The sequence below is a fragment of the Pseudomonas peradeniyensis genome, assembly GCF_014268935.2.
In the GTDB taxonomy this organism is placed as follows: domain Bacteria; phylum Pseudomonadota; class Gammaproteobacteria; order Pseudomonadales; family Pseudomonadaceae; genus Aquipseudomonas; species Aquipseudomonas peradeniyensis.
Genome location: NZ_JABWRJ020000003.1, coordinates 1,121,043 through 1,133,793, shown reverse-complemented (window position 1 = coordinate 1,133,793; position 12,751 = coordinate 1,121,043). Strand labels below are relative to the sequence as shown.

The following is a 12,751-nucleotide window of genomic DNA, read 5'->3' as shown; positions in this document are numbered from 1 at the left end:
CCGGTGAATAGCGCTTTGCCAGCCCGTCCATGGGGCGACCGCCATTAGCGAAGGTCAGAGCAGCACCACATCGTATTGTTCCTGGGAATACATGGACTCCACCTGGAAGCGGATGGTTCGCCCGATGAACGTCTCCAGTTCGGCGACGTTGCCCGATTCTTCATCGAGCAGGCGGTCAACCACCTTCTGGTTGGCCAGTACCCGATAGCCCTCGGCCTGATAGGCGCGGGCCTCGCGCAGGATCTCGCGGAAAATTTCGTAACAGATCGTCTCGGGGGTTTTCAGCTTGCCGCGCCCCTGGCACGCCGCGCAGGGCTCGCACAGTACCTGCTCGAGGCTTTCGCGGGTGCGCTTGCGGGTCATCTGCACCAGGCCCAGCTCGGTGATGCCGATGATGTTGGTCTTGGCATGGTCGCGTTCGAGCTGCTTCTCCAGGGTGCGCAGGACCTGACGCTGGTGCTCTTCATCTTCCATGTCGATGAAATCGATGATGATGATCCCGCCGATGTTGCGCAGGCGCAGTTGCCGGGCAATGGCGGTGGCGGCCTCGAGATTGGTCTTGAAGATGGTCTCTTCGAGGTTGCGATGGCCGACGAACGCCCCGGTGTTGACGTCGATGGTGGTCATCGCCTCGGCCGGGTCGACCACCAGGTAGCCACCGGACTTGAGCGGCACCTTGCGCTCCAGGGCGCGCTGGATCTCGTCCTCCACGCCATACAGGTCGAAGATCGGCCGCTCGCCGGGGTAATGCTCCAGGCGATCGGCGATCTCCGGCATCAGCTCGGCGACGAACTGCGTGGTCTTCTGGAAGGTTTCCCGCGAGTCGATGCGGATCTTCTCGATCTTGGGGTTGACCAGGTCGCGCAGGGTGCGCAGGGCCAGGCCAAGGTCCTCGTAGATGACCACGGGCGCACCGCAGGTCTTGATCTGCGAGCCGATCTGCTCCCACAGGCGGCGCAGGTAGCGGATGTCCTGGAGGATATCCTCGGCGCGGGCGCCCTCGGCGGCGGTGCGCAGGATGAATCCGCCGGCGTCCTTCATGTCTTCCTGGGCCATGCAGTCGGTGACCACCTGCTTGAGGCGCTCGCGTTCGGCTTCTTCCTCGATCTTCAGGGAAATGCCGACATGGCTGCTGCGCGGCATGTACACCAGGTAGCGCGACGGAATCGACAGCTGGGTGGTCAGGCGCGCGCCCTTGCTGCCGATGGGGTCCTTGGTGACCTGAACCACCAGCGCCTGGCCTTCGTGCACCAGCGCGGTAATGTTCTCCACCGCCGAGCCTTCGCGCTGGGAGATCTCCGAGGCATGAATGAACGCCGCCCGCTCCAGGCCGATGTCGACGAACGCCGCCTGCATGCCCGGCAGGACCCGCACCACCTTGCCCTTGTAGATGTTGCCGACGATGCCACGGCGCTGGGTGCGCTCCACGTGCACCTCCTGCAGGACGCCGTTCTCCACCACCGCCACGCGTGACTCCATCGGGGTGATGTTGATCAGGATCTCTTCACTCATGGCAGGCTCTCGTCAAAGGTCTCGGGTAATGATGGATCGCTGCAGGATGGCTGGCTAGCGCGGTGTCGTATCCTCTTGCTGCTGCCAACAAGGGATGGCGAACTGCTCGAGCAGCTCGGCAGTCTCGCTCAGGGGCAGGCCAACCACCGCCGAGTAGCTGCCCTCGATAGCGCTGACGAACACCGCGCCCAGGCCCTGGATGGCATAGCCGCCGGCCTTGTCGACCGGTTCGCCGCTGTCCCAGTAGCGCAGCGCTTCCTCGAAGGAGATGGTGCGAAAACGCACGGTGGTGCTGACGCAGCGGCTGATGCTGCGCTGGCCGTCGGTCAGCGCCACGGCGGTGAGCACCTGGTGCTCGCGCTTGGACAGGTCGCCGAGCATGGCCAGCGCCTGCTCGCGGTTCTCCGGTTTGCCGAGGATCTGGCCATCGAGCACCACGGTGGTGTCGGCGCCCAGTACCACCCCAGCGCCGTCGGTGTGGGCGAAGCCCGCCACGGCCTTGGCCTGGGCCAGGCGCTCGACATAGGCCGCCGGTGCTTCGCCCGGCAGCGGGGTTTCATCAATGGGTGCGCTGACGACGGTGAACGGCACGCCGATCTGGGTCAGCAGTTCACGCCGACGCGGCGAGCCGGAGGCCAGGTACAGCTGAGTCATATGGACATCTCCCTGTCAGTGGCGGCGGGTCGTCAGTGAATGTGCAGGCGAACGCGCAGGCCGCGCAGGGCGAAACTCACCCAGGGCCAGAGCAAGGCGCTGATCACCGCCGACCAGACCAGGGCCAGGGTCGGCAGACGATTGCCGGTGAGCGCGCTCAGCCACAGCTGGATCAGCTGGGCGATGCCGAAGATCACCAGGATCACCAGGCTCTGCTGCCACATGGGGAACATGCGCAGGCGCTGCTGCAACGACAGCACCAGGAAGGTGATCAGGGTGAGGATCAGGGCATTCTGGCCGAGCAGGGTGCCGTACAGCACATCCTCGGCCAGGCCGAGCAGGAATGCCGTGGTCATGCCGACCTTGCCGGGCACGGCGAGGGTCCAGAAGGCCAGCAGCAGGGCCAGCCACATAGGCCGGAACACTTCCATGAACTGCGGCATGGGCGAGACGCTGAGCAACAGGCCGATGGCGAAGGTCAGCCAGATGGCCCAGCCGTTTCTGCTACGGGTGCTGGCCATTATTGTCTCCGGGGTTGGGCGGGCGCGGCGGCCGGTTGCGCCGGCACCGGGCTGGCCGTCGTTGGCGCAGCCGCGGGAGCGGTGCCAGGCGCGGGCTGCGCGGCATGGGCCGGCGCGGGTGTCGCGGGCGTGGCCGCTGGCGGAGTGTGGCCAGCGCCCTGGCGGTCGGCCTCTTCCTGGGCGATCGCCGCCTCGGTGGCGCGCTCTTCCGGGGTGCGCCGGTCGCTGAACACCAGCAGCATGTAGCGGCTGCGGTTGAGCGCGGCGGTCGGGATGGCACGGACGATGGCGAACGGCTGGCCGGAGTCGTGGATCACTTCGTTGACCGTGGCCACCGGATAACCGGCCGGGAAGCGCTGACCCATGCCGGAGCTGACCAGCAGGTCGCCTTCCTTGATGTCGGCGGTGTCGGCCACATGGCGCAGTTCGAGGCGCTCCGGGTTGCCGGTGCCGCTGGCGATGGCGCGCAGGCCGTTGCGGTTGACCTGCACCGGAATACTGTGGGTGGTGTCGGTGAGCAGCAGCACCCGCGAGGTGTATGGCATCAGCTCGACCACCTGGCCCATCAGGCCACGGGCATCGAGCACCGGCTGGCCGAGGAACACGCCGTCGCGCTCGCCCTTGTTGATCAGGATGCGGTGGGTGAAGGGATTGGGGTCGACACCGATCAGCTCGGCGACCTCGACCTTCTCGTTGACCAGCGCCGAGGAGTTGAGCAACTCGCGCAGGCGCACGTTCTGCTCGGTCAGGGCCGCCAGCTTCTGCAGGCGCCCCTGCAACAGCAGGGCCTCGGTCTTGAGTTTCTCGTTCTCGGCGATCAGCTCGGTGCGGCTGCCGAACTGGCCAGCCACGCCCTGCCACATGCGCTGTGGCAGATCGGTGATCCAGTAGGATTCCATCAGCACCAGGCCCATCTGGCTGCGCACCGGCTTGAGCAGGTCGAAACGCGAATCGACCACCATCAGCGCGACCGACATCACTACCAGCACGAGCAGGCGAACGCCCAGCGAGGGGCCCTTGGAGAAAAGCGGTTTAATGGGCCGTTCCTCGTGGACGACTCAGGAGGTCATGGGACATGGGGCAATGCACCGGCCTGCTGCGGGTTGACGGAAACGGCGCCCGGGCGGGCGCCAGCACAGCGCATACAGGTAGCACTGTGCGTGCCACCTGTAAACCTGAGGATGCTACTGCACAGCGATCACTCGCTGGAGAGCAGGTCCATGGCGTGCTTGTCCATCATCTCCAGCGCACGACCACCGCCGCGGGCGACACAGGTCAGCGGGTCTTCGGCGACGATCACCGGCAGACCGGTTTCCTGGGCCAGCAGCTTGTCCAGGTCGCGCAGCAGCGCGCCACCACCGGTCAGCACCAGGCCACGCTCGGCGATGTCCGAGGCCAGCTCGGGCGGCGACTGCTCCAGGGCGCTCTTGACCGCCTGGACGATGGTCGCCAGAGATTCCTGCAGCGCTTCGAGCACTTCGTTGGAGTTCAGGGTGAAGGCACGCGGTACGCCTTCGGCCAGGTTGCGGCCACGGACGTCGACTTCGCGCACTTCGCCGCCCGGGTAGGCGGTACCGATTTCCTGCTTGATGCGCTCGGCGGTGGATTCGCCGATCAGGCTGCCGTAGTTGCGGCGCACGTAGGTGACGATGGCTTCGTCGAAGCGGTCGCCGCCGACGCGCACGGACTCGGCGTAGACCACGCCGTTGAGCGAGATCAGGGCGATTTCGGTGGTACCACCACCGATGTCGACGACCATCGAGCCGCGGGCCTCTTCGACCGGCAGGCCGGCACCGATGGCGGCAGCCATTGGTTCTTCGATCAGGAACACTTCGCGGGCACCGGCGCCAAGGGCCGACTCACGGATGGCACGGCGCTCGACCTGGGTCGACTTGCACGGCACGCAGATCAGCACGCGAGGGCTGGGCTGCAGGAAGCTGTTTTCGTGCACTTTGTTGATGAAGTACTGCAACATTTTTTCACAAACGCTGAAGTCGGCGATCACGCCGTCCTTCATCGGGCGAATGGCCGCGATGTTGCCGGGGGTACGGCCCAGCATGCGCTTGGCTTCGGTCCCGACTGCAACGACGCTTTTCTGGTTGCCGTGGGTACGGATGGCAACCACCGAGGGCTCATTCAGGACGATACCGCGCTCACGCACGTAAATAAGGGTGTTGGCAGTACCCAGGTCGATGGACAGATCGCTGGAAAACATGCCACGCAGTTTCTTGAACATGGGAAAGTGACCCTGGGGAAAGCGTGGGTAAAAAAGTGCGGCAAACTCTAACAATGGCAGGGATTTTGGGCAAGGAGCCAATATGTTAAATTGGCTGTTTTTCCGAGCATGCCTGCCGATGATCGCGGCCCTTTGACCGCCAGAATCCCAGCATGTTCCTCATTTGCGGACTCATTCCGTCTGTCGTTTTCCTGGAGATCCCCATGGCGCTTCAACGCTCCGACGTGGAAAAGATCGCCCATCTGGCCCGCCTGGGCCTGAATGAAGGCGAATTGCCACGCACCACCGATGCCTTGAACAGTATTCTCGGGCTGGTCGACCAGATGCAAGCCGTCGACACCACCGGCGTGGAACCCCTCGCCCACCCGCTGGAGACCACCCAGCGCCTGCGTCCCGACCAGGTCACCGAAAGCAACCAGCGCGACCGCTACCAGGCCGTCGCTCCGTCGACCGAGAACGGTCTGTACCTGGTTCCGAAAGTCATCGATTAAGGGATAGCGCCTGCCATGCATCAACTTACTCTGGCCGAGATCGCCCGTGGCCTCGCCGACAAGTCGTTCTCCTCGGAAGAACTGACCGGCGCCCTGCTGTCGCGCATCAAGCAGCTCGACCCGCAGCTCAACAGCTTCATCACCATCACCGAAACCCAGGCCCTGGAGCAGGCGCGCGCCGCCGACGCCCGTCGCGCCGCCGGTGAGACCGGCGCGCTGCTCGGCGCGCCGATCGCCCATAAAGACCTGTTCTGCACCAACGGCGTGCGCACCAGCTGCGGCTCGAAGATGCTCGACAACTTCACCGCACCGTACGACGCCACCGTGGTCGCCAAGCTGGCCGAGGCCGGCATGGTCACCCTGGGCAAGACCAACATGGACGAGTTCGCCATGGGCTCGGCCAACGAGTCCAGCCACTACGGCGCGGTGAAGAACCCATGGAACCTCGAGCATGTGCCGGGCGGCTCGTCCGGTGGCTCGGCCGCCGCCGTGGCCGCGCGCCTGCTGCCGGCCACCACCGGCACCGACACCGGCGGCTCGATCCGCCAGCCGGCGGCGCTGACCAACCTCACCGGCCTCAAGCCAACCTACGGCCGCGTGTCGCGCTGGGGCATGATCGCCTACGCCTCGAGCCTCGACCAGGGCGGCCCGCTGGCCCGCACCGCCGAGGACTGCGCCCTGCTGCTGCAAGGCATGGCCGGCTTCGACGCCAAGGACTCGACCTCGGTCGACGAGCCGGTGCCGGATTTCAGCGCCAACCTGAACGCCTCGCTGCAAGGCCTGCGCATCGGCCTGCCGAAGGAATACTTCGGCGCCGGCCTCGACCCGCGCATCGCCGACCTGGTCCAGGCCAGCGTCAAGGAGCTGGAGAAGCTCGGCGCGGTAGTCAAGGAAATCAGCCTGCCGAACATGCAACACGCCATTCCGGCGTACTACGTGATCGCTCCGGCGGAGGCTTCCTCCAACCTGTCGCGTTTCGACGGCGTGCGCTTCGGCTACCGTTGCGAGGATCCCAAGGACCTCACCGACCTGTACAAGCGCTCCCGTGGCGAAGGCTTCGGCGCCGAAGTGCAGCGCCGCATCATGGTCGGCACCTACGCCCTGTCGGCCGGCTACTACGACGCCTACTACGTCAAGGCGCAGCAGATCCGCCGCCTGATCAAGAACGACTTCATGGCCGCCTTCGAGGAGGTCGACGTGATCATCGGCCCGACCACGCCGAACCCAGCCTGGAAGATCGGTGCCAAGGCCGGCGACCCGGTCGCCGAGTACCTTGAAGACCTCTACACCATCACCGCCAACCTGGCGGGCCTGCCAGGCCTGTCGATGCCGGCCGGCTTCGTCGACGGCCTGCCGGTGGGCGTGCAACTGCTGGCCCCGTACTTCCAGGAAGGCCGCCTGCTCAACATCGCGCACCGTTACCAGCAAGTCACCGACTGGCACACCCGCGCCCCCAACGGCTTCTGAGGAGTTCACACATGCAATGGGAAGTTGTGATCGGGCTGGAGATTCATACCCAGCTCGCCACCCAGTCGAAGATCTTCTCCGGCAGCGCCACCACCTTCGGCTCCGAGCCGAACACCCAGGCCAGCCTGGTCGACCTGGGCATGCCCGGCGTGCTGCCGGTGCTCAACCAGGAAGCCGTGCGCATGGCGTGCATGTTCGGCCTGGCGATCGATGCCGAGATCGGCCCGCGCAACGTGTTCGCGCGCAAGAACTACTTCTACCCCGACCTGCCCAAGGGCTACCAGATCAGCCAGATGGACCTGCCGATCGTCGGCAAGGGCCACCTGGACATCGCCCTGGAAGACGGCACCATCAAGCGCATCGGCGTGACCCGCGCGCACCTTGAAGAAGATGCCGGCAAGAGCCTGCACGAAGACTTCAACGGCGCCACCGGCATCGACCTGAACCGCGCCGGCACGCCGCTGCTGGAGATCGTCTCCGAGCCGGACATGCGCAGCGCCAAAGAGGCGGTGGCCTACGTCAAGGCCATCCACGCCCTGGTGCGCTACCTGGGCATCTGCGACGGCAACATGGCCGAAGGCTCGCTGCGCTGCGACTGCAACGTCTCGATCCGTCCGAAAGGCCAGACCGAGTTCGGCACCCGCTGCGAGATCAAGAACGTCAACTCGTTCCGCTTCATCGAGCGGGCGATCAACAGCGAGATCCAGCGCCAGATCGACCTGATCGAGGACGGCGGCAAGGTGGTGCAGGAAACCCGCCTGTACGACCCGAACAAGGACGAGACCCGCTCCATGCGCAGCAAGGAGGAAGCCAACGACTACCGTTACTTCCCCGACCCTGACCTGCTGCCGGTGGTCATCGAGCCGAGCTTCCTCGACAGCGTGCGTGCCGCCCTGCCGGAGCTGCCACCGCAGAAGGTCGAGCGCTTCCAGAGCCAGTACGGCCTGTCGGCCTACGACGCCAACGTGCTGGCCTCCAGCCGCGAGCAGGCCGACTACTTCGAGCAGGTGGTGAAGATCGGCGGCGACGCCAAGCTGGCCGCCAACTGGGTCATGGTCGAGCTGGGCAGCCTGCTGAACAAGCTGGGTGTCGAGATCGACCAGTCGCCGGTCAGTGCCGAGCACCTCGGCGGCATGCTGCTGCGCATCCGCGACAACACTATCAGCGGCAAGATTGCCAAGACCGTGTTCGAGGCCATGGCCGCCGGTGAAGGCGATGCCGACGGCATCATCTCCAGCCGCGGCCTCAAGCAGGTCACCGACACCGGCGCAATCGACAAGATGCTCGACGAAATGCTCGCCGCCAACGCCGAACAGGTCGAACAGTACCGCGCCGCCGATGAGGCCAAGCGCGGCAAGATGTTCGGCTTCTTCGTCGGCCAGGCGATGAAGGCCTCTAAAGGCAAGGCCAACCCGGGGCAAGTGAACCAATTGCTCAAGGCCAAGCTCGAAGGGTGATCCCGATCGCGGGGCAAGCCCGCTCCCACGCCAGTGGGAGCGGGCTTGCCCCGCGATGATCAGCGGCAACAGCGGAGCATCCGACTTGCTAAGACGCGCCATCACCTCCCTCACCCTCTTCTCGCTCCTGGCCGGCTGCGCCAGCCATGACATCGACCCACGCGGCTACGACCAGACCGGCACCGCCTCCTACTACGGCTCCCGCCACCACGGCAAACGCACCGCCAGCGGCGAACCCTTCAACCAGCACGGCCTCACCGCCGCCCACCGCAGCCTGCCTTTCGGCAGCCGGGTACTGGTCACCAACCTGTCCAACCAGCGCAGCGTCGTGGTGCGCATCAACGACCGCGGCCCGCATACCCGTGGCCGGCTGATCGACCTGTCACGCGCCGCCGCAGAAAAAATCGGCATGCTCCGTAGCGGAACCGCGCGAGTCCGGGTACAAGGTCTGAGCGATTGACCTGACTGGAGCCCTCGCCATTTTCGACCTGGCCACCCTCCCCGCCTTCAGCCTGCTGCAACTGGGCCTGGGCCTCGTGCTGCTGATCATCGGCGCCGAACTGCTGGTGCGCGCCGCGCTGCGCCTGGCCGGCCGCCTGCATGTGCGCCCGCTGATCATCGGCCTGAGCCTGGTGGCCTTCGGCAGCACCGCGCCACAGCTGACCGTGAGCCTGCAGGCCGCCTACCAGGGCGCACCGGACGTGGCGCTGGGCAGTGTCGTGGGCAGCAACATCTTCAACGTGCTGGTGATTCTCGGCCTGGCGGCGTTGATCATTCCGCTGCGCGTGTCGCGCCAGCTGGTGCGCCTGGACATCCCGCTGATGATCCTGGCCAGCGCCCTGGTGTACCTGCTCGCGCTCAACGGCCAACTGGGGCGCCTGGAAGGCTGCCTGCTGCTGCTCGGCCTGCTGGCTTACCTGGCCATGCTCTGGCATCAGTCACGCCACTACGCCCGTACCTACCCTGCGCCGAGCACCCTGCATGCCAGCCCGCTGCGCTTCTGGAGCGGTGCGCTGTTACAGATCGTCGTGGGCCTGGGCCTTCTGAGCCTTGCCGGGCACCTGCTGCTCGAGGCGGTGGTCGAGGTGGCCACTGACCTGGGCCTGTCCGAACGCATCATCGGCCTGACCGTGGTGGCCGTGTGCACCTCGTTGCCGGAGCTGGCCGCCGCGCTGATCGCGGCCCTGCGCGGCGAACGGGAGATCGCCGTGGGCACGGTGATCGGCAGCAACCTGTTCAACCTGCTGGCGGTGCTGGGGCTCACGGCGGTGATCACTCCCGAGCCCTTGTCGATCTCACCCAACGCCCTGGACTTCGACCTGCCAGTGATGCTCGGTGTCGCCGCCCTGTGCCTGCCGGTGTTCTATTCCGGCTACCGGGTCACCCGCGCCGAAGGCCTGGTGTTCCTGTGCCTGTACCTGGCCTACGGGCTGCATGTGGTGGCCTTCACCACCGGCATGCCGCTGGCCGGACGCCTTGAACGATTGATGCTGTTCTATGTGATGCCCGTGCTCGGGGTCGTGCTGCTGTACACCACGGCTCGGGCCTGGCGCCGCCAACACTAAGGAAAACAACATGGCTGACACGAAACAGACTGGTGAGAGCATTCGTCGCCAGGTGATGGGCGATGCCTTCGTCGATCGCGCCCTGGGCAATGCGACCGCGTTCACCCAACCGCTGCAGGACTTCGTCAACGAGCATGCCTGGGGGAGTGTCTGGGCCCGTGACGGGCTGCCGCTGAAGACCCGCAGCCTGATCACCCTGGCCACCCTGACCGCGCTCAAGTGCCCGCAGGAGCTCAAGGGGCACGTACGCGGGGCGCTTAACAACGGTTGCACCGTTGAGGAGATCCGCGAGGCGCTGCTGCATTGTGCGGTGTATGCCGGGGTGCCGGCGGCGATCGATGCGTTTCGGGCGGCGCAGGAAGTCATTGATAGCTATCAGGCGAGTTCTAGCGATTAAGGGCGGGCGCCCTGGCCTCGTGACTGTTACCTATGTGGGTGAACTACTGTGTAACCCATGTGGGTGGTCCATACAGCTTGGCGATCAGAAGATTAACCACCCCGTCCACTAGCGACAGCTGCGCCAGCCCAGGTGCCGCCCGTGACCTCGCGACTTCAGGAGGCCGAACGCAGGCCTTAAGATTAACTCCCAAGCCTGCTAGCGACAGCTACGCCAGTCCAGGCGCCGCCCGTACCTTCGCGACTTCAGGAGGCCGAACGCAGGCCTTGCGGAGGGAGGTGACGGGCATGGATGCCCGTCAAGCGCTGGGGCCCAGGATGGGCCCTGCAGCGCGGTCCTCCCGGGAGCAAGGCCGTAGTGAGGGGACCCGGAGCGAAGCGTAGGGCCGGATGAATGGAGCGCAGCGTTTTTTGGTTACTTTTGTCCGGCCGGCGCTCCGGGCGTTTGACAAAAAGTGACTCGCCGTAAGGGCGAAAAGGTGACTCTGCGTCGCCATCGCAAATGAATGCGCTTACAACAATAAAAACCGACGCCGACCGTCTTTGACTTTGACTTTGACTTTGACTTTGACTTTTAAATAGTTTGTTTTAAAAGTTATATGCGCATTCATTTGCGATGGTGACGCAGAGTCACCTTTCCGCCCTTACGGCGGGTCCCTTTTTGAAGGATCAAAAAGGAACCAAAAAATCCTCGCTCCATTCATCCGGCCCCTACGCTTCGCTCCGGGGTTCCCTCGCTCCGTTCTTGCTCCCGGGAGGACCGCGCTGAACGCCCCATCCTGGGGCGCAGCGCTTGACGGGCATCCATGCCCGTCACCTCCCTTCGCAAGAACTCCGCTCGGCCTCCTGAAGTCGCAATTGGCGTCGCCTGAACTATCGCGCACTTAGAAGCAACAGCAAGATCAAGATCAAGATCAAGATCAAGAGATGCGAAGTTGGAGGTTAGATAATTGGCAATGTGTTGACTGCCTGCGATGGCAACCGAGAGATTGAAAACAACCTTGAATGACCATAATACGCCATCCAAGCCTGCTCGGTTTCAGGACGTCATGAACATCCCGAAACCGAACTAGATAAAATCAGGCCTGCCGCGCCTTCTTGATCCGGAACGCCACCCACAACACAGCAATCCACGCCGGAATCAACATCACCGAAATACGAATCGGCGGCGTCAGGTACATCACCACCAGGATCAACACAATGAACGCCAGGCACAGGTAGTTGGTCAGCGGATGCCCCAGGCTCCGGTAGAACGGCTGGATACCCGCCGCCAGCTTGGCCTTGCGGAACTTCAGGTGGGTAATGCTGATGCTCGCCCAGTTGATCACCAGCGCCGACACCGCCAAAGCCATGAGCAGACCGAAGGCCTCGCCCGGCATCAGGTAGTTGATCACCACGCACAGGCCAGTGGCGAAGGCCGACACGCCCAACGCAGTGAGCGGCACACCACGACGGCTGACCTTGAGCAGCTGGCGCGGCGCGTCACCCTGCGTGGCCAGCCCGAACAGCATGCGGCTGTTGGCGTACACGCAGCTGTTGTAGACCGACAGCGCGGCGGTCAGCACCACAACGTTGAGGATGGTCGCAACCAGGTCGCTGTCCAGCTCGTGGAAGATCATCACGAACGGGCTGCCGCCCTGCACCACCTTCTGCCACGGATACAGCGACAGCAGCACGGCCAGCGCGCCGATGTAGAAGATCAGGATGCGATAGACCACCTGGTTGGTGGCCTTCGGGATGCTCTCACGCGGGTTGGCCGCCTCGGCGGCGGTGATGCCCACCAGCTCCAGGCCACCAAAGGAGAACATGATCACCGCCAGGGCCATGATCAGCCCGGTGACGCCATTGGGGAAGAAGCCACCGTACTGCCACAGGTTGGCGACGCTGGCATCCGGCCCACCGTGGCCACTGGTCAGCAGCCAGGCACCGAAACCGATCATGCTGACGATCGCCACCACCTTGACCAGGGCGAACCAGAACTCCATTTCGCCGTAAACCTTCACCTGGCTCAGGTTGATCGCGTTGATCACCACGAAGAAGATCGCCGCCGTGGCCCAGGTGGGGAAATCCGGCCACCAGTACTGCACGTAGATGCCCACCGCAGTGAGCTCGGCCATGCCGACCAGCACGTAGACCACCCAGTAGTTCCAGCCCGAAACGAAACCGGCGAACTCGCTCCAGTACTGGTGCGCGAAGTGACTGAAGCTGCCGGCGACCGGCTCCTCGACCACCATCTCGCCCAGCTGGCGCATGATCAGGAAGGCCATCAGGCCGGCGATGGCGTAGCCCAGCAACACCGACGGGCCGGCCAGCTGGATGGTCTGGGCGATGCCCAGGAACAGCCCGGTGCCGATGGCCCCGCCCAGCGCGATCAGCTGGATATGGCGATTCTTCAGCCCGCGCTGCAAGCGCTCGGGCGTGCTCTGGTCTTGCATGAAGTGTCCTTTAGGTG

The 12,751-nt window shown here is 64.7% G+C and carries 12 protein-coding genes; 6 read left to right on the top strand and 6 right to left on the bottom strand.

Annotation, left to right across the window (positions count from 1 at the left end):
- Positions 1 to 54: 54 nt before the first annotated feature.
- The 5 genes from rng to mreB all read right to left on the bottom strand — a co-directional run bounded on the left by rng (position 55) and on the right by mreB (position 4,923).
- Positions 55 to 1,512 (bottom strand): ribonuclease G, encoded by a 1,458-nt coding sequence (gene rng, locus HU751_RS20090; protein ID WP_050704083.1) that lies wholly within the window; start codon positions 1,510 to 1,512, stop codon positions 55 to 57.
- Between the two features lie 54 nt (positions 1,513 to 1,566).
- Positions 1,567 to 2,166 (bottom strand): Maf family protein, encoded by a 600-nt coding sequence (locus HU751_RS20085; protein WP_028689642.1) that lies wholly within the window; start codon positions 2,164 to 2,166, stop codon positions 1,567 to 1,569.
- 32 nt (positions 2,167 to 2,198) lie between these two features.
- Entirely contained in the window at positions 2,199 to 2,687 is a 489-nt protein-coding gene (gene mreD / locus HU751_RS20080) for a rod shape-determining protein MreD (RefSeq protein WP_028689641.1), read from the bottom strand.
- Positions 2,687 to 3,664 (bottom strand): rod shape-determining protein MreC, encoded by a 978-nt coding sequence (mreC, locus tag HU751_RS20075; protein WP_437181057.1) that lies wholly within the window; start codon positions 3,662 to 3,664, stop codon positions 2,687 to 2,689. The genes mreD and mreC overlap by 1 nt, the downstream gene beginning before the upstream one ends.
- A gap of 221 nt (positions 3,665 to 3,885) precedes the next feature.
- Complete coding sequence (gene mreB / locus HU751_RS20070; protein ID WP_003255163.1) at positions 3,886 to 4,923, bottom strand: rod shape-determining protein MreB; 1,038 nt, start codon at positions 4,921 to 4,923, stop codon at positions 3,886 to 3,888.
- A 203-nt stretch (positions 4,924 to 5,126) separates the two neighbouring features.
- On the opposite strand from mreB, the gene gatC reads away from it, so the two are divergent.
- The 6 genes from gatC to HU751_RS20040 all read left to right on the top strand — a co-directional run bounded on the left by gatC (position 5,127) and on the right by HU751_RS20040 (position 10,300).
- Positions 5,127 to 5,414: an Asp-tRNA(Asn)/Glu-tRNA(Gln) amidotransferase subunit GatC gene (gatC, locus tag HU751_RS20065; RefSeq protein ID WP_028689639.1), complete on the top strand. Its 288-nt coding sequence runs from the start codon at positions 5,127 to 5,129 to the stop codon at positions 5,412 to 5,414.
- A 15-nt stretch (positions 5,415 to 5,429) separates the two neighbouring features.
- On the top strand, positions 5,430 to 6,881 hold the full coding sequence (gene gatA, locus HU751_RS20060) for an Asp-tRNA(Asn)/Glu-tRNA(Gln) amidotransferase subunit GatA (protein ID WP_186735145.1): 1,452 nt from the start codon (positions 5,430 to 5,432) through the stop codon (positions 6,879 to 6,881).
- Positions 6,882 to 6,892: 11 nt separating this feature from the next.
- Positions 6,893 to 8,338, top strand: coding sequence for an Asp-tRNA(Asn)/Glu-tRNA(Gln) amidotransferase subunit GatB (gene gatB, locus HU751_RS20055; protein ID WP_110735697.1), 1,446 nt, complete (start codon positions 6,893 to 6,895; stop codon positions 8,336 to 8,338).
- A gap of 55 nt (positions 8,339 to 8,393) precedes the next feature.
- Positions 8,394 to 8,798: a septal ring lytic transglycosylase RlpA family protein gene (locus HU751_RS20050; protein WP_437181056.1), complete on the top strand. Its 405-nt coding sequence runs from the start codon at positions 8,394 to 8,396 to the stop codon at positions 8,796 to 8,798.
- 61 nt (positions 8,799 to 8,859) lie between these two features.
- Positions 8,860 to 9,903: a calcium/sodium antiporter gene (locus HU751_RS20045; RefSeq protein ID WP_186735153.1), complete on the top strand. Its 1,044-nt coding sequence runs from the start codon at positions 8,860 to 8,862 to the stop codon at positions 9,901 to 9,903.
- Between the two features lie 10 nt (positions 9,904 to 9,913).
- Positions 9,914 to 10,300 carry a carboxymuconolactone decarboxylase family protein gene (locus tag HU751_RS20040; protein WP_186713841.1) on the top strand — a complete coding sequence of 129 codons (387 nt, stop codon included), beginning with the start codon at positions 9,914 to 9,916 and terminating at the stop codon, positions 10,298 to 10,300.
- Positions 10,301 to 11,378: 1,078 nt separating this feature from the next.
- Here the strand turns inward: HU751_RS20040 and HU751_RS20035 are convergent.
- Positions 11,379 to 12,734 carry an amino acid permease gene (locus HU751_RS20035; RefSeq protein ID WP_186733551.1) on the bottom strand — a complete coding sequence of 452 codons (1,356 nt, stop codon included), beginning with the start codon at positions 12,732 to 12,734 and terminating at the stop codon, positions 11,379 to 11,381.
- Positions 12,735 to 12,751 lie beyond the last annotated feature (17 nt).